The 21,801-nt window shown below is 64.5% G+C and carries 16 protein-coding genes and 1 pseudogene; 16 read left to right on the top strand and 1 reads right to left on the bottom strand.

Translation table 11 applies throughout. The features are described 5' to 3' along the window. The first annotated feature begins 44 nt into the window (after window positions 1-44). The 6 genes and pseudogenes from ACIPN7_RS14490 (at window position 45) to ACIPN7_RS14465 (ending at window position 4,540) form a co-directional block, all read left to right on the top strand. Window positions 45-305 carry a hypothetical protein gene (locus ACIPN7_RS14490; RefSeq protein WP_119139302.1) on the top strand — a complete coding sequence of 87 codons (261 nt, stop codon included), beginning with the start codon at window positions 45-47 and terminating at the stop codon, window positions 303-305. Between the two features lie 53 nt (window positions 306-358). Then, window positions 359-1,381: a hypothetical protein gene (locus ACIPN7_RS14485; RefSeq protein WP_400543125.1), complete on the top strand. Its 1,023-nt coding sequence runs from the start codon at window positions 359-361 to the stop codon at window positions 1,379-1,381. Continuing rightward, on the top strand, window positions 1,378-1,938 hold the full coding sequence (locus ACIPN7_RS14480; RefSeq protein WP_400543122.1) for a hypothetical protein: 561 nt from the start codon (window positions 1,378-1,380) through the stop codon (window positions 1,936-1,938). The genes ACIPN7_RS14485 and ACIPN7_RS14480 overlap by 4 nt, the downstream gene beginning before the upstream one ends. A 144-nt stretch (window positions 1,939-2,082) precedes the next feature. Further along, entirely contained in the window at window positions 2,083-2,778 is a 696-nt protein-coding gene (locus ACIPN7_RS14475) for a hypothetical protein (RefSeq protein WP_400543119.1), read from the top strand. Between the two features lie 766 nt (window positions 2,779-3,544). Further along, window positions 3,545-4,027, top strand: a pseudogene (locus ACIPN7_RS14470) (PIN domain-containing protein); the annotation flags it as partial. Window positions 4,028-4,189: 162 nt separating this feature from the next. Beyond that, on the top strand, window positions 4,190-4,540 hold the full coding sequence (locus tag ACIPN7_RS14465; protein WP_400543276.1) for a hypothetical protein: 351 nt from the start codon (window positions 4,190-4,192) through the stop codon (window positions 4,538-4,540). Between the two features lie 108 nt (window positions 4,541-4,648). On the opposite strand, the gene ACIPN7_RS14460 is transcribed toward ACIPN7_RS14465, so the two are convergent. Further along, the gene (locus ACIPN7_RS14460) at window positions 4,649-7,639 is read right to left on the bottom strand and encodes a tetratricopeptide repeat protein (RefSeq protein WP_400543117.1); all 2,991 of its coding nucleotides are present in this window, start codon (window positions 7,637-7,639) and stop codon (window positions 4,649-4,651) included. Window positions 7,640-7,981: 342 nt separating this feature from the next. Between ACIPN7_RS14460 and ACIPN7_RS14455 the strand changes: the two genes are divergently transcribed. From ACIPN7_RS14455 to ACIPN7_RS14410, 10 genes are all read left to right on the top strand, one after another. Further along, window positions 7,982-9,868, top strand: coding sequence for a P-loop NTPase fold protein (locus ACIPN7_RS14455; protein ID WP_400543114.1), 1,887 nt, complete (start codon window positions 7,982-7,984; stop codon window positions 9,866-9,868). Then, entirely contained in the window at window positions 9,858-10,697 is an 840-nt protein-coding gene (locus tag ACIPN7_RS14450; RefSeq protein WP_400543111.1) for a hypothetical protein, read from the top strand. Before ACIPN7_RS14455 ends, ACIPN7_RS14450 begins: the two co-directional genes overlap by 11 nt. Further along, the gene (locus ACIPN7_RS14445; protein WP_400543108.1) at window positions 10,694-11,992 is read left to right on the top strand and encodes a hypothetical protein; all 1,299 of its coding nucleotides are present in this window, start codon (window positions 10,694-10,696) and stop codon (window positions 11,990-11,992) included. The genes ACIPN7_RS14450 and ACIPN7_RS14445 overlap by 4 nt, the downstream gene beginning before the upstream one ends. Continuing rightward, window positions 11,992-12,774, top strand: coding sequence for a TatD family hydrolase (locus tag ACIPN7_RS14440; RefSeq protein WP_400543106.1), 783 nt, complete (start codon window positions 11,992-11,994; stop codon window positions 12,772-12,774). Before ACIPN7_RS14445 ends, ACIPN7_RS14440 begins: the two co-directional genes overlap by 1 nt. Window positions 12,775-13,108: 334 nt before the next feature. After that, window positions 13,109-13,327: a hypothetical protein gene (locus tag ACIPN7_RS14435; RefSeq protein WP_400543103.1), complete on the top strand. Its 219-nt coding sequence runs from the start codon at window positions 13,109-13,111 to the stop codon at window positions 13,325-13,327. A 152-nt stretch (window positions 13,328-13,479) separates the two neighbouring features. Further along, window positions 13,480-16,257 (top strand): DEAD/DEAH box helicase family protein, encoded by a 2,778-nt coding sequence (locus ACIPN7_RS14430; protein WP_400543100.1) that lies wholly within the window; start codon window positions 13,480-13,482, stop codon window positions 16,255-16,257. Further along, a complete protein-coding gene (locus ACIPN7_RS14425; RefSeq protein WP_400543097.1) occupies window positions 16,254-17,612 on the top strand; it encodes a restriction endonuclease subunit S in 1,359 nt (452 codons plus the stop codon). The genes ACIPN7_RS14430 and ACIPN7_RS14425 overlap by 4 nt, the downstream gene beginning before the upstream one ends. A gap of 132 nt (window positions 17,613-17,744) precedes the next feature. Then, window positions 17,745-19,238 carry an N-6 DNA methylase gene (locus ACIPN7_RS14420; RefSeq protein WP_400543095.1) on the top strand — a complete coding sequence of 498 codons (1,494 nt, stop codon included), beginning with the start codon at window positions 17,745-17,747 and terminating at the stop codon, window positions 19,236-19,238. 983 nt (window positions 19,239-20,221) lie between these two features. Then, entirely contained in the window at window positions 20,222-21,505 is a 1,284-nt protein-coding gene (locus tag ACIPN7_RS14415) for a tyrosine-type recombinase/integrase (protein WP_400543092.1), read from the top strand. A gap of 33 nt (window positions 21,506-21,538) precedes the next feature. Continuing rightward, a complete protein-coding gene (locus ACIPN7_RS14410; protein ID WP_400543089.1) occupies window positions 21,539-21,781 on the top strand; it encodes an excisionase family DNA-binding protein in 243 nt (80 codons plus the stop codon). The last annotated feature ends 20 nt before the right edge of the window (window positions 21,782-21,801 follow it).

Raw genomic sequence — 21,801 nt, 5'->3', positions numbered from 1 at the left:
CAAGCCCGGGATCACCGGGACACGAACCACAAGGGGGTACCGGAATGTCCAAGGTTGAGGACCTGAAGACCGCTGTGTCGCAGGTGGCGAGCAACGCGCAGAACACCGCGACCAGCCTGAGCGGGTACAAGACGAAGCTGTCCGAGCAGATCGGTGAGATCCAGGAGCTCATCGGCGGCACCGCCACCCAGACCGACCGAGAAGTCATCGCGGCCCTGTCCGCTGCGGTCCGGTCCACCGAAGAGACCGTCAACTCGCTCCTGGATGCCGCCCGCAGGGCCAGCGAGTACACCAACCAGATCTGACCAACGCGTCGACCGATCCGGTCGTGCCACGTGCTGTGAGGGGGTGAGTGTTCGTGGCGATGTCCAGGCTGCAACGTATCGCCGCGGACCTGCTCGAGTTCTACCAAAAGACCGACACCGACCTCCAGTTGCTCGCGGAGCTGGCGCAGGCCACGCAGGACGACGCGAACCTGCTCGGATCCGTCGCGGCCTACGAGGCCGCCGTCAAGTCACAGCTCCTGGAGGACCGTGGCCAGGTGATCGAGTCCTCCCTCGACCATCTCACCGCCCTTCTGCAGGGCGCCGTCACGAGCCTGACGACCACGTACGACCACGTCAGGGTCTCGGGTGCGTACGCGCGGGCGTGGGCCGAGCAGACCGTGACCGACACCGCCACCGGCGTCCGCGTCCCCGACCCTGGGCTGCGGGACAAGATCCTGGCCGCGCACCCCGACCGGCTCCCACCCGCACAGGTGTCCGCCCTGTTGGACGACGCGATCCAGGAACAGATCGACCAAGCGAAGGCCGAGGAGAAAGAGTCGTGGCGGCGCCTGTTCGCGACCTACCCCCGCGGCACCGACCACCTGACCAAAGCCCGCTGGTTCGCCAGAAACGCGGTCCGCGACGATATCGCTCCCTACCAGCGAGCGTTCCTGCGCGGGATGTGGTTCAACCACGCCGCCGCGTACCGCTTCCGCACGACTGAGGTCTACATCAACAAGACTGACCCCGGTGGCAAGACCGAACGCCAGTACCGCGTCGACGCCCTGGGCGACGACGAGGTCGTCTCCCTCAAGCATGTCCAGCTCGCCGATGTCACCTTCGACACTGCGAAGCGCTACATCGACGAGATTCTTACGAAGTACCGGCCAGGACGAATGAACCTCGTGATCGCTCCAACGCCGGGCAACACCGCCCGAGTCGAACGTGCGGAACTGTTCGAAGAGGAGATCGGCCAGCCGCTCGCTGGGGCGATGGTCCTCGGTGTGCCACCACAGGCTCAGCCGGTCCCTGAACGCGTCGCCCAGTACGCTCGTGAGAAGCGCGTGGAGATCAGCGAATACCAGCCGCATCCAGACGCAGAGGAACCCCGATGACCGACGACGTCCTGTACACCACGAGCTGGAACGACCTCACACGACGCCCGGTCCTGGGTCACGACTGGCTCGACGAGGAGCAGGCGCGCGCCCAGTTCGAGAAGCGAGACCTGGACATCGTGGATGCCGCAGAGCGCGACGACGAGGGCACGCCGCGGCCTCGGTGGGTCATCGGCATCGGCCAGACCGGTGCCCGGGTCCAGTTCTTCGATCAGCACACAACGATGTGGCACATGGTCGATTGGCGAGAAACGGACGGACGCTTGTGGCGCTGGATCACCTACGACTACATCTACACCAGCCAGGACCGGAACTGGTCCCAGCGCGAATCGATCCTGACCCACAAGTCGTCCGTCGAGACCGACGGAACGGGATACGTCGTAACCGTCGACAAGTCAACGAGGCCTGGGCAGCGGCTCAAGACGGACTTCATCGCCCGTGCGTCCGAGGCGTACTGGCTCAACTACCCGGAGTTCGGGAACTGGAGCGACTTGTCGGAACCGGGACCATCGGCATATCAGGTCGCCGGGCGCGAGACCCCGATGCGCGCCTCGTAGAGCGGCGTTGTCCGTCGATAAGTCTCCCTAGCGGCGAAATGTATGCCAGGCCGCCCGGTGTGGCTCTCTGCGAATTCACGAGCGAAAATCACTGCCCTGGGGTGGCGTCGGGGAAATGTGTTTGGACTCAGTCGAGGAGTGTGGGTGTCTACGGAGGGCAAACTGGCGGAAAGTGTTTCCGGGCTCTCGGAGGGTGATCGGGCGGTGTTGGATCGAAGATTCCGCACCATGCGAGGGTCCGCCTGGGTGGTTGCAGCGGCAGCAGTTCTGTCCGTTATGTCGGCGGTGCTCAACAGGCACGACAATGACGGCGGAGTCATGGCCTACCTGGGGGCCGGTGGTGTTTTCGCAGCCTTCGCTTGCGCCATTTTGGCGACGCATCCATTTCTGCTGCTTCCCCGTCGGTACCTGAGGTGGTTACTCACAATTGAGCCCTACGAGCCCGAGACATACTGGGGGCAGTCCGCCCAGCGGTTCGTTTCGTGGGCGGGAGCATGTCTCGCGCTCGTCCTTGGTGGCATCGTCGGAGCGGAGCTCGGCGCACAGCAGACGACGAGTCAGCTGTCGGACGCCGCTTGGCAGTGGACTGGTCTCCTCCTGCTTGGAGGATTCTTGTACTTCTGGTGGACCCGGTTTCTGATCGAGCTCGCCTTCCTTCACCGCCGGGCGCTCAGGAGGGGTCAATTGGCCACGCACCCAGCCGCTGGTACCTCTGTGTGGCTCCTTTTCGTAGCGATCTGGGGGCTCGGGATCCTCGCGACCGGCCTGGCTGCAGCTGCCGCACCTTTCATATGGCAGGAGTTCCTAGGGCTCCTCGGCACCAGCGGGATGTCGTCATAGGCCGATGCTCAGCATGTGCTGAGCATCGGCGGCCACACCTGCCACACTCTTCGAGCGAACCGGCTCACAGGCTCGGGCCTTGTGTGCTCCAAGTCCGTGATCGCTCGACCCTGGAGCAGCCGGCCCACTCAACGTCGACCCAATAGCGGGCGCTTCTGCCAGCGCCGCGCCTGGTCGTTACTGGCGTTGCGGGATTTGTGAGCGCAGCGGCATCGGTTCTGGTAACGGAGAAGGTGCAGGGCACGGTTGCGCCGTGGCATTCCGGTGCAGGAGATATCACCGACGCCGCGATCCTTGCGTGCCAGGGTGCGTCGGCTGGTCGCTTCGAGAGCATCGATGGATGAGCCCTCGAGGGCTTCGTGGTGTTGACCGCGGTCGGTGACTGGCGGCAGGTCCGGAAACGCGAGCTCCCGCATTCGGAAGTAGGGGCCGGCAGCGGCCGAGCTCAGGAGAGCGACCGGCTGGTATCTGCGTACGCGCAGCAGATCTCGGCCGCCGTGCCGGGTTGTCTTGACCGGTCGCCAGCCAGTCGAGGAGTTCCCGGTAGTGCGAACGGAGATCACCTTTGCCCGGGTGCCGGGTTGCTGGCGGCGTCGATCTCGCTCTCGGCCCATTCAATCTGTTCCAGCGTGACGAGCACACTGGTAGCGATGACGGGCTGTGCCGGATCGGACGGCCCTGCGCCGTTGGGCCCAGCTGACGGAGCAGTCCGGGGGAACAGTTGATACGTCTCCGCGCCACGGGCGATCCCGGTACCTTCGTCGCCATGCTCCGTCTGCTCATCGACACGTCGACCTGGCTCGACATCTGCAAACGCCGCAATGGTCAGCGGTGGATTGTCGCTCTTCGGGTCCTGCACCACCAGGGCAAGATCGAATTGCTCGTGCCTGCCCTCGTCATCGACGAGTTCGAGCGCAATCGGGCTCGGATTGAAGCGTCTATGACAGCCAGTGTCGCCGAGCGTTTTCGGCTCATCAGACAAGACCTTGACGACTACGGTGGGCAAGGGCGGCAGGAAGACCTGCGCCTCATCGAAGACCTTGCGCGCCGCGTACCGCTGATCGGAGCGATGACGACTCGCAACTTCGTCGAGACCCTGGAACTGCTTAGAAAAGGTCGAAACCTGGAACCGACGAGTCGGGACCGAGAGGCTGTGGTCGACCGTGGCCTGTCGAAGAAGGCGCCGTTTCATAGATCGCGCAACAGTGTGGCAGATGCGCTCCTCATTGAACTCTATGCGAGCGTGGTTGACGGGATTGATCTCAAGGCGCATCCGCACGCGTTCATCACCTCGAACAGTGAAGACTTCTCTCTCAGGAATGGAGACAATCGCCAACCTCACGAGGATATTGTCGAGCTATTTGAGCCTCGGGGGTCTCGTTTTGGGCTGGGAATCGATGGCCTGAATGCGGTGCTTATCGAGTATTTTGATGATGAGGTCGAGGAGCTGTTTTTCGACGAAGACATTCCTGAAGAACCGCGGCGCCTGGACGAGATCATGGCCGCTCATCAGGAACTGTGGGACAGGATCTGGTATGAGCGCTCCCTAATGTTCGAGATACGGCACCGGGATGCTGGCGAGGACGAGGAACTGGAGCAAATGCTCAACACCGCAGGTCCCGGCAGGAAGAGGGTGGAGGAAACTTACACTCGACCGGGAGACCTTGGTCCCTACACGAACTTCGAGTGGGGAATGCTGAACGGAAAACTATCCGCTCTGAACTGGGTCCTAGGCGAGGAGTGGGACTACCTCGACACCTAGCAGCCTCGGGCGCCGTTCACCAATGCCAGTACCCGGGCACGGCAGGGCAGCGGGTACTCTGCCGAGATCGTGGTGCACAGGCGATACCGCCGCACATCTGAGCCGTGGTCAGCAATCGGCGCCCGGGGCCGTGACGCTTTCTCGGTTGAACGGCTCGCCTCGGTTGAGTACGACGTCGGTAAGTAGCATGGTGAGCCATGTTTCGGCAGGGTCTAAGCCCCTGTCCTCCATCCTGCAGCGCGCAATGTCCGGCATGTCACGGAGTATCTCGGCCCGGTCGTTACGCTCGATAAGGCGTCCCAATGAGCGAATCCTGTGACCTAGTCGGCGGCCCAGTTCGACGTCGTCGCCCGTCGCCTTGTGGATGCACACCCAAGTGCCCGTGGTGGGTAGCTTGAAGTCCAGAACGGGATGCTCCAACGCGTTGACCGCTTGCTGAAATGCCGGATCGTGCCATGGGCACTTGAGCTCGGCGGCGGTGAGGCACCACATTAGAACCGAGTCGGGATCGATCGTCGCTCGTGGCCATCCCCACGTGACGACGCAGGAGCATTTGTGCTCGAGCGGGGTCCACTGGGCCACGGCGCTGTCGGCGGGCCCCGCGCCCGCGTGCGTGCAGACACGCGCGGGTCTGGCATCGCTTGCGCGCGTGAGCTGGTCTGTCAGTTCTGCAGGGACCGGTACGCCGGCCTCTTCGGCTTTCCGCGCCCATTCGAGCGCAGCCGTGGTGTCTCCCTGCTCCAACAGGAACATCGAGAAGAGAACTTGTGCTACCGGTTGCCCTGCATGGGCGGCACGGCTAAGCCAGGTACCAGCGGTCTCGCGGTCGCCCATGTGGTCGAGCAGGGCACCCAGTCCCGCCATGGCCTCGACGTCACCTGCCTCCGCGCCGCGCTGGAACCATGTCAGTGCACTTGCGGTGTCACCCAGTTGCCGTAGCAGCGTGCCGTAGTCCGCCATCACGGGCACGTACCCGGCCGTAGCCGCGCGGTCCAACCAGAGCCGGGCTTCGTCCAAGTCCCCGCGATGGCAGAGGAGGGCACCCAGGTGCGCGGCACCCTCGACCACACCGAGCTCGGCAGCCTGGTGAAACCAGCTCTGGGCGCCGTCCAGTGCGTTCCTGGCGACGAGCAGTAGCCCAAGGTTCAGCATGGCGTGCACGCTTCCGGCGCCTGCGGCTTCCTCGTAGCATGCGGCCGCCGCATCGGTGTCCCCCTGCTTGCGGAATAGGGAGCCTAGACAAGTCATGCCCAGTCCGTCGTCGATGCCCGTCTCGCTCGCTCGCCGATACCAGTAGATCGCGGTGTCGGTGTCGCCCTCGGCCTCCAGGATCTGGCCGAGCCCCCACATCGACGTGGGATCGTTCTCGTTGTCGATGGCTCGTTGCAGCCAGTGCTTTGTGCCCTCGATGTCGCCTTGGTCCTCAAGGATCACCGCGACCATCGCGCTGACGTCCGGCTGCCCGGCCTGAGCGGCTCGTTCGAACCAAGCCTTGGCGTCGTCGAGCTTGCCCTGGTCGGCCAGGGCGAAACCGAGTGCTCCGTAGGCGTCGACAAGTCCGGCACGGGCCGCGCGAGTCAGAATGCGCTCGCCAATCTGAGGACGTCCACAGTTCACTGCGTGCATGCCGATCGTGAGGCATGCTTCCGGCTCAGCAAGGTCTTCGAGGACAGACCATGGCTTCTCTGGCAGCCGTCGCTTGGCAGCGGCCTGGCTGTGCGCGTGGTGTACGAGGATGTCGGATACCCGGTACCCGTCGATCTGGCCTACTGTGCGAGCTTGCGCGGTGAGCGGCGCGACGGTCCCGCGGACGGGCAGGCGGGCCCACTCCAGCCCCGATGTGAACCAGTCCTGATCCGCTGACGCACGTTGTGCCTCGGTCAGGTATCGCTCAGTGAGCGAGCGCAGCAGCGGGGGTGGCAGGGTCGTGGGGTGCCCGCACAGCACCGCGTCGGTTGCCGCGGAGATGATCGCGGCACCGACGGCGTTGCTCGGCACGGTCCACCGTCGAACGAGCTCGGGGGAGCAGGCAAGGACGGTTGGAACGGATCCGTCCGCTTGCCGGATCAGTGCCTCCTTGATCCGAGGGTCGGTCTTGGCCAGCTCGGTGGAGCGTTCGGACTCGTCTCTGCTGAATTGCGCCGGCACAGGCAAGCAATGGGCCATCGAAAGGACTTCACGAGCGCTGCGGCTGACGTCCGAGCGTCCACCCGTGGGGGCGGTCGTAAGGCGTTCGTAGTCGGCCGGCCAGATGGAACCGAGAAGGATCACCGGGCGGTGCGCATCGGCGAGCAGGCTCCGCAAGGTCCGGGCAGTGAGCTCGCCGGACTCGATCGTCGTTGCGATGTCGTCCATCCAGACGACACTGCGGGCAGGGATCGAGCGCACCCGCGTCGTGTCCTGCCAGAATCTTTCGTCGGGAAGTACGAGGTTCCAGTCTGGCAGCACAGCTCGGGCCGCCTCGTAGGCGCTACGCGACTTTCCCGCCGCAGCAGGACCCACAAGAAGCACGAATCCACCAACGAGCGCACTGTCGCGCAGCAGGCTGCGCAGCTGCGGATCGTGGTCACGGACCACATACATGGGCAGCTCCGGGGACAAGGCAGGAATGTGCTCGTCCGGAAGCGGGATCGCGGGGTGGATGCCTAGCACAGCCCGTCCGACGTCTGAGCCGACCACGGGGTAGTTGGTCGCAGCTCCGGCGGAGGAGGTCGAACCTAAGTCGTTCGGTACCGCGGGTGGCCCACCGCTGACGGGGTCGGCGCCCTGGAGCGTGCGGCTCACCCACGCCTCGTGACCAGCCTTCAGGGCCTGGAGACGTTCGACCGGCCAAGTCCCTTCCTGGTTGTCGATCACCTTGTGGTGGTTCTCGCACATCAGGATCAAGTTGGGGTAGCTGTTGCGCTCCTTCAGGCTCAGCGGAGAGTCACCACGCGCGGCCGTCGGCTTCTCGCCGACGATGTGCGCGATCTCGCCCAGAGTCGCCAGCGGATCCCTAGCCGTGGGCGGGGCGGTCAGCTCTCTTCTGCACTCGGGAAAGGCGCAGACGTTGCCTGAACGCTGCAGCACCTTCCGCTGCTCCGCGAGCGGGACAGACATGGTTTCAAACCCCCTTCGCGCTGAAACCTATACCGCCCCACCGACACGGCGTCTGGCTTGGCGGGACATGCACCCTTGAAAGCCCGCAGTACCGGCGGGACTCACCTGCCGAGTAGTGCGGCACGCCGCCGGCGACAGGCGCGGTTTCGCGCGCCGTCAGCCGCAATGCCTGTCCGCGCGCCCCTTGGCCGAGTGGCCGATCAAGTTCACCCGCCCCGGTGCGTCATGAACCATCCATGCCGGACTCTCTCGTACGCACCACAGGCGGCCGATTTGGGCCGCTTGATCACAACTACACGACCGAATGGCGGAGCCGCCGGAGGTCCCCAATGGAGGCACAGCATGACCTCGTCCTACCCACTCTGGTCGGATGAGCCAGCCACCCAGGACCTGCTGGCCTTCCGCGCGGTAGCGGAAACTGCAGCAGATGCACTCTTCGACGACCGACTGGATCCCGTGGCGATCGGTCTTTCTGGCGCCTGGGGAAGCGGCAAGACGAGCGTGCTCGAACTGATCAAGTCCGAGATCGAGAAACGTTCCGAGGGGAGCGTCCGCAAGGTCCTGGTCATTCCGACGCAGCCGTGGAGCTACGACCCAGCGGTCGGCCCGAAGGAGAGCCTCATAGCTGAGGTGCTGGCCGCACTCAGCGAGGAGTTCGATCAGGAAGACCCTGCCGGCAAACTCGGTGTAGACGCCTTCAAGAAGCTTGTACGGAAGGTGAACTGGTCGAAGGCGGTCAAGATGGCAGCGAGGACCGCGATCACCCTGCAGCTACCTGACATCGATGACGTCTTCGGGCTTGTCAGCGACGAGCCCGAGAGCCTCGAAAGCGAGAAGGGCATGGCCGCCTTCCGCGACGAGTTCGGGGCGCTATTGGCGGATCCTGCGCTGGCACACCTCTCGCGTGTGGTCGTGCTCGTCGACGATCTCGATCGTTGCCTGCCCGACACGGTGGTCGAGTCCCTAGAGGCAATCCGTCTGTTCCTCTCCGCCAAGGGCATGTCCTTCGTCATCGCAGCGGACGAGGATCGTGTGTCGGAGGCTATCCGGCAAAAGCTCAAGACGGCGGCCCCGAAAAACGAGGACGAGGATCCCGCCAAGCTCTACCTGCACAAGATCGTCCAGACGACGATCCCGCTGCCCGCGCTGAGCCGGTTCGACACCGAGGCGTATCTCTTCCTACTGCTCGCGAAGGCCGAACTTGGCGCCGACGAGGATGGGTATGCGGCCTTCGTCACCAAGTGCGATGAAATGCGTATCGACGGCGGAAGCCTGGATGAGCTGGAGATCAAGGACGGGAGTGCCCTGGCGAAGCACCTAGTCACAGCGACGCGCCTGACACCGATCCTCTACGAAAAATTTCACGGCAATCCGCGACGCATCAAGCGCTTCCTCAACGACCTCAACGTGCGCCAGGCGGTCGCCAGACGTCGGGGGTTCAACCTGAAGCCCGATGCGGTCGCCAAGCTCATGGTGCTGGAACGCATCCTCACTGATGACTTCGAGACGGTGCTCGGTTGGCTCGCGTCCAACCAACTGCGTGACAAGCTCGACGCTCTAGATGTTGCTGCGAACGGCCGTGTCGAGGCGACCGCGGATAGCCAGCCGACGACTGATCCGTCCGAGGATGGGGCGCCAAGTGGCGGGCGAGCGAAGAAGACTGTCGCACCGGAGACGGAGCAGGGACCTGCGCGCGAGGACGACTTCACCGACACCCTGCGCCGCTGGGCAAAACTCCTGCCTGCGCTCGATGCTTCTGCCATAGCGGGATACCTCTATCTGGCGGCCTCATTCGCCAAGATCGAGGTCATCGACACCGGGCTCCCTGAGCGTCTCCGTGACCTCGCAGTCGCGCTGACCTCTAGCCTCAAGCTCGACCGCGCAGGCGTCACCGACGAGACATTGCAGCGACTCCAAGAGGGTGATGCCCAGAACCTGGTCGGACACCTCGGACGCCGTACCCATGACCAGCCGGCGCTACAGAAGTTCACCGTCGAAAGCCTGCTCCGCCTCGCTGCACAGCAACCCACTACCCAGTCAAGCGTCGTCGCAGCTCTCAGAGATCTCCCTGCAGAGAGTGTCGAACCGGCTACGGTCATCAAGCTGCGGCCCCTGGATCCGGCCGTCTATCAGCCGGTACTTGACGCCTGGCGGACAGGAGCAGATGACCAGAGGCTTCAGGCGTCGGTGAGCATCGTTGAATCGGCGTGGAGCGGCAATGGGAACTAGCGGCTCGTTCGGCGGCAGCGGCGGCAAGGATGCGACTGACCTCCGCGACAACATTGCTGCATGGCTCGATGCGGAGGAGGTGACCGTTGGCGCCGATGGGGATGAGGCTGACAACCCAGATGGAGACGACCGGCCCTCCGACCCGACTCGGCCGAGTAGGCCCGCACGCCCACCAGCGATAGACCTCGGGCCGGCCCTTCGCATGCTGCTAAACACGCGCGGACGCGGTGGGGGCAGCGATGGCCCCGGCGGAGGCGGAGGTGGGACACGCGGTGGGCGCGGTCGCTCATCTGGAGGCGTCACCCGATCCGTCGGTCGGGTATCTCGCGCAGCTGGGCGAGCAGGAAGGCTGGCGCTCGCATACTCATCTGGCAACCGAGAGATTCTCCGCGAGGCCGGACTCAACTACGACGAACTTCGAGCGCTCGGTGACCCCGTCGCCATCGGTCTCAAGATCATCGAGACCGCCTTCGACGCTCAGGCAGACAGCACACTCGCCGACGCCGAGGAACGCGACATCGTTGCCAGCGTCGTCGAATGGATACTGGAGCAGCCCGCAGAACACTCGCCGACGCCAGAAGACGTCGTGAGGAAATCGATCGAGACGACGATCGCGGAAACCGCTCTGACGGAGGCGTCCTCGACGATCTACGCGAAGGAAGCCAGCTTCGAGAAACGACGCCACCTGGAGCGCCAGATCCGCGATGTCGCGGCGGAGTACGCAGCCCAGGCGACCCTGAACCCCAGCGGGGCGACCGAGCAGGAGATGGCGCGAGCGATTGAGAACGGCATCCGCGACATCGGCCAGATCTTTGGAGTCACGTCATGAGTCGGTTTCTACTCACACTCTCTGAAGACACTGCTGACAGCGCCCTGCAGAGCCGCAGCCTCGACGAAGTCTTCCTCTGGACCCGCAATGGACGCACCACCTTCACCGGACTCATCGATCCCCACCTAAGCAACCTTGGCGCGGTGAACCTGCGCAACGTAGACCTCATCCGGATTGCACTGGGTGTGCTCGCTGCCGACCGCTCCGTACTTCGTGAGGGCCGCGGCTCCAGCTGGAACGACAGGGACTTCGACCTCACCGTGGAGGTAAGCGATCCTGCCCTATGGGCAACGCACGCTGAGCATCTGGCAAGCACGGTCGGCTTCCTGTCGGGCGACCACTGGGCATTCAACTTCACGCAGGCGCCAGCTGCAGAGGAGACGAGTCTCCCGATCGACGAGCAGCACCACGACCGGACTGTGCTTCTGAGCGGTGGGGCGGACTCTGCTGCAGGGGCATTGCTATCTGCAGTGGACCTGGGTAGCGATCACTCGCAAGCATTGGTCTCGCACTTCAGCTCAACCGCGATCTCCCCGGTGCAGCAGGCTGTCGCCGGGTCGATCGCGGAACTGGTGCCGGGCATCAGACAAGAGCATCATCAGTTCCATCTTCATCGCGGCTCGAAGCGCCTAGACGGCTCATCGTTCCGGAGTGAGACGTCGACTCGTTCACGCTCTCTGCTCTTTCTTGCGCTTGGCCTTGCTGTCGCTGACCGTGCTGGCGCAGCGCTCTGGATCGCCGAGAATGGCTTTGCCTCGCTCAACCCGCCGCTCGGTCCGGATCGTCGTGGCAGCCTGTCGACACACACGACCCACCCGCGCTTCTTGCGCGACCTGTCTGCTCTGATGCAAAGCGTGGGCGGGTTCGGTCAGATCGAGAACCCCTTCGAGGCCCTCACGAAGGGCGAGATGTTTCGCCGTGTGGCGGACGCGGCCGGCGTCGACGCTGCCTCGGCCTACCTCAGCAACACAAACTCCTGCTCGCACACCGATGCGCGCTACAGCGGTGCTCCGGTCCGCTCTTCCTGCGGGGTGTGTTTCGGCTGCCTCGTTCGTCGGGCGGCCTTCATCGCCTCTGGTGTCCCTGACACAACCACCTATCTTGTTGACGATCCAGACGGCCGGTACGACACGTTCGTTCGGCAGAAGTCGATCGTTGAGCCTCTCCGGGACTTCGTCGACCGGGGCATCCGCGCGCGTGACGTGATGGCGATGTCGCTGCCTGAGGGCTACGCGGCGCATGACGCGCTTGCTCTATCGCAGCGAGGTGTCGAGGAACTGCGAGGGATCTTCTGATGGCACCCCAGCTTCCCCCTCTCGATCTGCACGCACACATTGATCCGAGTACTGCACCAGCCGATCTCGAGCGGCTCGGTGCGGTCGTATTCGCAGCAACCAGGTCCCCCCACGAGTACGAGTCCGTCAGGACTCGCCGCGACCAGGTCACCATCTGGGGCGTTGGCTGCCATCCAGGGGTGGTTGAGTCACAGCGGGACTATGACGCGGCGAGCTTTGCATCACTGCTCTCGTCGACGGCACTGGCGAGCGAGATCGGACTGGACAAACGCTCAATGGTGCCACTTGAGGAACAGGAGCGCGTATTCGATTCGATCCTCAGCGCACTGCAGGACACGCCCCGCATCGCATCGATCCACAGTTCCAGTGCACCGGGCCGCGTGCTTGAGGCCCTGGAAGCAAGGCCGATCAGCGGCGCCGTGCTCCATTGGTGGCGCGGTGACGAATCCCAGACGCGGAGGGCCGTCGAACTCGGCTGCTGGTTCTCGATCAACGCGGCGGGCACAAAATACCCGAGCGCCGTCGCTCTGATCCCGCTTGAGCGGATTCTTACAGAGACCGACCATCCTTCTGGCGACCGTGCCTCCCCCGCACCACGACAGCCGGGTGCTGTCGTTGACGTTGAGCAGGAGCTGGCGACGATCTACGGAGTCGATGCCCGGGCTGTCCGTGGGCAGGTTTGGATGAACTTTGCGGTCCTCGTCGAAGAGGCAGATGTTCATGATCTTCTTCCACCCGCCGTCCAGAGGATGGTCGCGTCCGCGCGAGCGCACACTGACTAGAGCTGCTGGCGGTCGTAGATGACTCGCATCTGATCGAGCGACGACCCGCTGCTGCGCGTCCTCTTCGGCGTGGTCGGCACCGAACTCTCCCGCAGGTCTATGCCGGACGCCTCCAGACCTGGGCCGACTGGAACCACCTCGCCGAACGGCCCCACGGAGGCTGACGAGCCCTGCTGCGGCAGCCGCCAGCAACTGCGCGAGGACAGAGCTGGCGGCTGCCGGGGGAGGCGATCCCCTCCGTGCCACTGGTCATCCTCGCTCACACGATCACGGCTGCACCCGCCAACCCACCTTGACCGATGCCAGCAGACGGTCGGGGCTTACGCTGCTCTCGATGGCACTGGGGATCACGGTGATCCAGTTCGTCGGCTCGATCGTCTCCGTCGCCAACCCGGTGAATCGCCACTGCCTTGGTGCTCGCATGCCTCGCGCTTGCGCATGTGCTGTGGCAGTCGCGCCGTCGTCGGGGGCTGTGGCGGTGCTCGCGGTCCTCGGGATCGCGTTGGCGCTGTGGAACGCGGTGAAGCTCTTGATCGCGAGCCTGGGGCCGTGATGATGAAGCGGCGAGACCGTCATCGGGGATCGTACTGACAGGAGGGCACAGGCGTAGGCGCCCGGCAGATCCGCTGAGTCGCGCACATATCACCCCGGTCTGCCAAGCTCTTTGACCAGGGGTTTAGCCCCACGCCTCGTAGACTCGCGTTCGTGGCAGCCGACGATGATTCCCGCCGCCTTCCGGCGGAGGCGCGTGCGCGCGTGATGATTGATGCGCAGTTCGAGGCTGCCGGGTGGCTCGTTCAGGACGGTAGAGCGCTGAACCTGTTCGCCGGTCAGGGCATCGCGGTGCGCGAGGCGATCATGGCTTCGGGGCACGGCCGTGCTGACTACCTGCTGTACGTCGACCGTCGTGTCGTAGGGGTGATCGAGGCCAAGCCGGTGGGCACGACCCTGTCGGGTGTGGAGTGGCAGTCGGCGATGTACGCGACGGGGTTGCCGGAACAGCACCGCAAGCGCGCCGTCCTGATCGAGGACCGGCTGCCGTTCGTGTTCGAGGCCTCGGGCACGGAGACGCACTTCACCAATGGCTTGGATCCTGACCCGCGTGCCAGGAAGGTCTTCGGTTTTCCGAAGCCTGGAGCGCTGGCTCGACTTCTTCGTGCCGCCGACGAGTCGCCGAGTGCGCCGACATGGCGGGCGAAGGTTCGGGCAATGCCGCCCTTGGACGAGGCTCCCTTGCGTCCTGCGCAGATCGACGCGATCAACAACACCGAGTGGTCGCTCGCGCGGCAGCAGCATGACCGGTCTCTGGTGCAGATGGCGACCGGCGCCGGCAAGACGTATACGGCGGTTACCCTCGCGTATCGCCTGCTGAAGCACGGCGGGTTCTCCAAGGTGCTGTTCCTGGTGGACCGCAACAACTTGGCCGACCAGACCCTCGCCGAGTTCCAGAATTACACCACTCCGGACGACGGGCGCCGGTTCGCGGAGATCTACAACGTCGACAAGCTCACCGGTGCTGGCATGCTCGCCAGCTCGAACGTGGTGATCTCCACGATCCAGCGGGTGCACTCGGTGTTGCGCGGCAAGGAAGTCCCCGACACTGACGATCCGCAGCTCGACGACTATGTCCCCGACAAGCCGGTTACGGTCCAGTACAGCCGCGATCTGCCGCCCGAGACGTTCGACCTGGTCATTGTCGATGAGGCCCACCGCTCCATCTACGGGCTCTGGCGCGGCGTGCTGGAGTATTTCGACGCCCACGTGGTCGGACTCACGGCTACCCCGGGTAAGCAGACGTTCGCGTTCTTCCGGCAGAACCTGGTCTCGCAGTACACGTATCAGGAGTCCGTGTCCGATGGTGTGAACGTCGACTTTGACATCTACCGCATCAAGACCCAGGTCACCGAGCAGGGTGGCCAGCTGCCGGCCGGGATGGTGGTCCCAAAGATCGACCGGCGCACCCGCGTCCAGCGCATCGAGGCGCTGGACGAGGACGTCGAGTACACCAGTCCTCAGCTCGACCGGGCGGTGACGAACCCGAACCAGATCCGCCTGGTCCTGGAGACCTACCGCGACAAGCTGTTCACGGAGATCTTTCCCGGACGATCGGCGGTGCCGAAGACGCTGATCTTCTGTAAGGACGACGCCCACGCTGAGCAGGTAGTCACCACGGTGCGCGAGGTGTTCGGCAAGGGCAACGACTTCGCCGCGAAGATCACCTACAACGCCCGCGACCCCAAGGCCGCACTGCAGGCGTTCCGCACGTCGGCGAAGCTGCGCGTCGCTGTAACGGTGGACATGATCGCCACCGGTACGGATGTCAAGCCGCTGGAGTGCGTGTTCTTCATGCGCGACGTGAAGACGGCCAACTACTTCGAGCAGATGAAGGGCCGTGGTGCCCGCACGATCGCCGCGGCCGACTTCCAGGCCGTCACCCCTGACGCGGCCGCCACGGCCAAGACGCGGTTCGTGATCGTCGACGCCGTCGGTGTCACGGAGCACGACTTCGTGGAGCCCCCTCTGAACCGGGACCGGAGTGCATCCCTCGATAAGCTGCTGAAGAGGGCCGCATCGCTGACGATCACGGAGTCCGAAGTGGCGACCCTGGCTTCGCGCCTGGCGGCGCTCGAATTGCAGTTGTCCGACGGCGAGCGCGCCGAGCTCAACGCCCTCTCCGACGTTCCGCTCAAGCGGGTGGTGCGTCGCCTTGTCGACGCCGTCGACCCTGACCTGCAGGCCGTCGCGGTCGAAGCCGCGGGCCCTGGGAGCGACCCGACTGCTGTTGTCGACGGCCTGATCGAGACGGCGATCGAACCACTGGCCGCGAACCCAGAGTTGCGTGCCCGGATCCTGGAGCTGCGCCGCAGCCACGACCAGATCATCGACGAGGTCACCCCCGACGTACTGCTCGATGCACATGGCGTGGTGGACCCCGATCGTGCCAGGTTGGTCGTTGAGTCCTGGACGGAGTACCTGAACGAGCACCGAGACGAGATCACTGCGATCCAGCTCCTCGACGAGGCCAAGGCCGTGGGTGTGCCGTTTGCGGCAATCAAGGAACTCGCCGACCGCATTGCTCGGCCCCCGCACAACTGGACCCCGGACCTGATCTGGGCCGCCTACGAACAGGTCGACGCCGGACGAGTCCGACACCGTGACAGGTCGCGGCTGACCGACGTTGTGTCACTGGTCAGGTTTACGCTCGGGGCTACCGACGAACTCGTGCCCTACGCGGAGTTCGTCGCCTCCCGCTATTCCGGCTGGCTCCTCGCTCAGGAGCAGGCCGGTACCACGTTCTCTCACACGCAAAGGTGGTGGCTCGACCGCATGGTCGACGTGATCTCCAACTCCGCCGGCATTACCGCCGACGACCTCGACGAAGCACCCTTTACGGAACGCGGCGGCGTCGACGGTGCCCTGCGCGATCTTGGCGACGGTGCCGGCGACCTCCTTGAGGAGCTCAACAAGGAGCTCACTGCGTGAGCACTCTTCCAGAAAATTGGCGGTGGTCCACGGTCGGAGAGGTAGCGGACACCGCGCTCGGGAAGATGCTCGACAGGGGCAAACCCAGGGGACATGCGCACGTTCCGTATCTGCGTAACGTGAACGTTCAGTGGGGTCGGATCAACACCGATGACATCCTCACTATGGAACTTGCTGAGGACGAACGTGAACGATTCGGCGTCCGTCGAGGTGACCTCCTTGTCTGCGAAGGCGGAGAGGTTGGCCGGGCCGCGATCTGGGACCGGGATGGCGAGTACATGGCCTATCAGAAGGCCCTCCATCGCGTGCGGCCCCGCGACGACGTTGACGCGCGGTACCTGCGGTATGCCTTTGAGAACGCAGCTCGTACAGGCATACTCACCACTCTGACGACCGGGTCGACGATTGCACACCTACCGCAGCAAAATCTCCGTCGGATCCCCGTTCCGATCCCGCCACTAAGCGAGCAGCGGCGAATCGTCGAGATTCTCGAAGATCACCTTTCTCGCCTCGACGAGGTGGACGCACTCCTGGCCACGTCGCTGCGTCGCATTGCGGTTCTTGACGAGGCAGCGATTGTGCAGCGGCTTGGTGTCGGCTCGGAGGTTGCTGCGATGCTGAACGGAGTGCTGCCCGACCTCGCGCCGGGTTGGACGTGGAAAGCACTCGGCGATGTTGCCGACGTCGTCGGTGGGATTACAAAGGACGCCAAGAGACAGTCGGACCCGTCGTACGTGGAGGTCCCCTACTTGCGCGTGGCGAACGTGCAGCGAGCAAGGCTAGATCTGGACAAGGTGACAATGATCCGAGTCCCGCGGGCCAAGGCAGAGGCTCTGAGGCTTCAGCCCGGTGACGTGTTGATGAACGAAGGCGGAGACCGCGACAAGCTCGCCCGCGGATGGGTATGGGAGGGTCAGATCGAGGGCTGTATCCACCAGAACCACGTGTTCCGAGCTCGGCCGCATGAGGACGCGATCAGACCGGAGTGGCTGTCGTGGTGCGCGAATACGTACGGCGCTCGTTGGGCGCAGCGGAACGGGAAGCAGAGTGTGAACCTTGCATCCATCAGCCTCAGGGTGATCAGGGAGATGCCCGTTCCAGTACCACCCGTCGAAGTCCAAGATGACCACCTGACCGCGATCCGTGAAAGCGTGTACGCGACTTCGCGCTTGCGGAGTGAGCTCGAGAAGGCTCGTCTGCGCGGAGCCAACTTGCGCGTTTCGCTCTTCGCGGCCGCGTTCTTGGGCCAGCTCACCGGACGACCGTCGGACCTGGAACTCGCGGAAGAACTATCGGCGACGCTCGATGTAGTGCCCGCATCGCTCGTCGGGTATGAAGTTGCAGCGCTGCGGTAGGCGGTGAACAGATGAAGTTGCACCTGGTGGCGGGTCGCTCGCTGCCGATACCGAGGTCGGGGCCCGGTACGAACCGCACGAGCATAAAGCCCGTCGGTAGAGGGTCATCCCCGCATGGAGAAAGGAACGGTCGTGGCTGACGCTCGCCGGTTGGTGGACAAGATCTGGTCGTACGCGCACGTGCTGCGCGACGACGGCGTGGGCGTCATCGAGTACACGGAACAACTGACGTTCCTGCTGTTCTTGAAGATGGCGCATGAGCGGGCGACGCGGAAGCTGAAGCCGGAACAGATCGTGCCCGAGGAGCACTCGTGGCAGCGGCTCCTGGACGCTGAGGGTGCACAGCTGGAGTTGGTGTATACGCAGATCCTCCTCGGGCTGGGTAAGCAGCCAGGGACGCTGGGCACGATCTTCCGCAAGGCGCAGAACCGGATCCAGGACCCGGCAAAGCTCAAACGTCTGATTCACGACCTGATTGACAAGGAGCAGTGGTCGCAGGCCGGCACGGACATCAAGGGCGACGCGTACGAGTCGCTGCTGGCCAAGGGCGCGTCGGACAAGGGCTCCGGGGCGGGGCAGTACTTCACGCCGCGGTCGATCATCTCGGCGATGGTCGACTGCTTGCAGCCCACAGTCGCGGACAGCGTGGTGGACCCGGCGTGCGGTACTGGCGGGTTCCTGCTGTCCGCGCACGAGTATGCGGCCCGGGGCGCGGAGTCGATGACGCCGCCGGAGCGGGACCACCTGCGTAACGGGTTCGCCCATGGAGTCGAGCTGGTCGACGGGACGGCGCGGTTGGCGGCTATGAACCTGCTGCTGCACGGCATCGGAGAGGCCAACGGCGAGTCGCTGATCGACGTTAGGGACGCCTTGACCGCGGACCCGGGGCGTCGGTGGTCGGTGGTGCTGGCCAACCCGCCGTTCGGGACCAAGTCGTCGCTGCGTTACGTCGGGGCGGACGGTCAGGAGGCGAGCGAGGACCGGGAGATCGAGCGGCAGGACTTCACGGTCACCACCTCGAACAAGCAGCTCAACTTCCTGCAGCACATCGCCACGATCCTGGACATCAACGGGCGGGCCGCGGTCGTCCTGCCAGACAACGTCCTTTTTGAGGGCGGCGCGGGGGAAGCGTTGCGGCGTCGGCTGCTGAACGACTTCGACCTGCACACGATGCTGCGTCTGCCCACTGGGATCTTCTATGCCCAGGGTGTGAAGGCGAATGTGTTGTTCTTCGACAAGAAGCCCGCGTCCGAGGAGCCGTGGACGCAGAAGTTGTGGGTGTACGACCTGCGGACCAACCAGCACTTCACGCTCAAGCAGAACCCGCTGACTCGTGCGCACCTGGACGACTTCGTCGACGGCTTCGCACCGGGGAAGCCGCGTGAGGAGCGTGTCGAGTCCATACGGTTCAGGGCGTTCGACTACGACGAGCTGACCGCGCGGGACAAGGTCAACCTCGACATCACGTGGCTGCGCGATGAGTCGCTCGAAGACCTCGACAACCTGCCGGCGCCGGAGATCATCGCCCGCGAGATCGTCGAAGACCTCACTGCGGCGCTTGAGGAGTTCGCTGCAGTGGCAGCTGCTCTTGAGGCTCAGGCGGCGCCGGACAGCCGCCCCACCTAGCCGTATGACGTCGATTGAGTGCTCTGTCAAGGGCGGCCCTTCTCGGCGGCAGGTTGGGTGGGCGGACGCCGCTGGTAGGGCCAGCATCCGGGGCGCCGTCGGGAGGGTCGCGATTCGATGACCGCCTATTTCTTCCGCTAGGGAGTTGGTTCCCGGGAGAGGGCGCACTTCACGGGTGGAAGCTGACCCGAACCCGTTTTCAGAATCCGTACAGGTGCTTGCGCGCGTTGAACGCGTCCCGTCCAGGACATCGAGCGGCGCCGTATCGACGTGTTCGTCGCACCCATTGAGCTCGAATGACCGCCGTCGGATGCAAGTGATGGTCATCTATCGAGCGCAGCAGAAGCTCACCAGTTGAGGTGCCGAGATTGCGCGGTGGTGCTGCTGTGCATGTAGCCGCTCACTCCCGGGGTAGACCGAGGTCAGCTGCCACCGCTTGGTGCTGCACTCGGGAGCAGCTGACAGCCGACTTCGAGGTTTGGCTGGAACACGGGGCCTGGGAGCGGCAGCCCGAAGTTGATGCGCGAATGCTGGCGACGAGCTCCTCATGAACCGGCTTCGGGGACAGGCACACGCGCAGGTCGATTTAACTGCGTGCGGCGCAGACTCGACGGCACGGGGGAGTTGTGAGGCACTCGTTGACACCCGGGACGTGGCGCCTGGTCGAGGTCGCATCGTTGTGGGATCCTGGAGCCATGTTCGACAACCGAATCGCCTATCCCCTCGGTATCCCCGCAGGGCACGCAGTAGGCGGTCTCGGTGCCGGTCACGGCGTTGTCTGCGGTTTACACCGTGGATGTCGGGGGTTCGAATCCCTCCGGGCCCACTCGCTGCAGAAATGCGGCCTGACCTGCGTCGACGCTTCCTCCTGTCCTGGACAGCAGTAGACACTTCTGGACTCCTGTGGGCATTCGAATGCCCACCTAATGCCCACGGCTGCTGGCGCCCGTCGCCCACCTCACTCTGTGAGGGGGTCGGTCTCCATGGCAGGTAAGTCAGGTCACCGGGCGTTCGGCAACATCGAGACGCGCCGCAACACACGGACCAAGAAGGTCTCGGGCTATCGCGCGCGGTACCTCGGGCCAGATGGTCAGACGCACCCGCGTTCCTTCGGGGACAAGCTCGCCGCAGAAGCCTGGCTCGTCGAAGAGAAGCGGCTCATCGATCGGGACGAGTGGAGTCCACCGAAGTCTCGTGGTTCCGCGGTGGGGCGCTTGACGCTGAGCGAGTGGGCGCGGGAGTACATCGAGTCGCGGACGCTCGCGCCGTCGACGTACCGCAACTACACCCGCAACCTCCGCGTCTACATCGAGCCCGCGATCGGCAAGAAGTACGTCGACGAGATCACGGTCACGGACGTCACGGTGTGGCACACCAAGCTGAAGGCCGAGGCGCGAGCGCGAGCGAAGAAGGCCAATCGCGCGGACCGCACCGGAGCAGGCGAAGCCGCCCAGGTCTACAAGTTCCTCTCCGGTGTCTTCAAGGGAGCAGTCGAGGGCGGTCTCATCGGGATCTCGCCGGCGCGTGTCGTCGGGGCCGGCCGTTACAAGCGGCGCCGTCGACCGGTGATTCTGACCCCCGTAGAAGTGCGGGCACTGGCTGATGCGCTCCCCGAGAATCTGCGCGCACTGGCAGATCTGCTCAACTGGACCGGCATGCGCATCGGCGAGGCCCGAGCACTCCGCCGGTGCGACGTCGACCTGCGAGATCCGCAGAATGCTTCGGTCAGTGTGGAGCAGAACGTCTCGCAGGGCGGCAAGGGCATCAATGCAGTGGTCGGCCCGGTGAAGACGGACGCGGGATATCGGACCATCGCGATCGCGGAAGACCTGGTGCCGATACTTGCCGCGCACATCGATCGCTTCGCTCAGTCAGGACGGGACGGTCTGGTCTTCCCGGGCCGGAAGGGCGGTGTCCTCCCGGAGGGAACGTGGCGCGACAACTGGATCAGAGCACGCAACAAGGCGGGCTTGCCGGGTGTGAAGACCCACGACCTTCGGCACACGAGCCTCACCCTTGCCGCACGGGCAGGAGCAACGACTGCCGAGCTGATGTACCGCGCCGGCCACTCCGAACCGCGCGTAGCGATGGACTATCAGCATGCTGCCGCCGAACGCGACCGGATGATTGCTGAGCGCATGTCTGCAGCGGCCAGAAAGGACGAGCTGGCCGAACGGCGGCTGCGACGGAACCCGGCCGTGCTGGAACCTGACGAGCGCCGCACCGATCGTTCGGAGCCGCCCGCGGACAGCATCGGACACCTGTGATCTGACAGGTTCGTCTGATGATGGAGAAGCATCATGAAACCGAGTGCCGGAAGAAACAGCCCACGTCTCTCGCCGTCGACGGTGGCTGGGCGGGGCCCGAAGGAAAACCTGGTCAGCCTGACAGTGGCCGCAGAGACGCTTGGTATCTCTACCAAGACCGTGCGGCGTCGTATCGCCGACGGCACCGTGCGTGGTTACCGAGTTGGCCGGCTGATACGGCTTGACCTCGACGAGGTCCGTGAAGCGCTGGCGGTGGTGATCCCGTCAGCGGGGTAGCTGTGCTCAAGTCCCCCGGG

This window comes from Promicromonospora sp. NPDC090134 (genome assembly GCF_044746965.1).
Classification (GTDB): domain Bacteria; phylum Actinomycetota; class Actinomycetes; order Actinomycetales; family Cellulomonadaceae; genus Promicromonospora.
The sequence above is the reverse complement of the archived record's forward strand: the minus strand, read 5'-3'. Positions and strand labels throughout refer to the sequence as shown.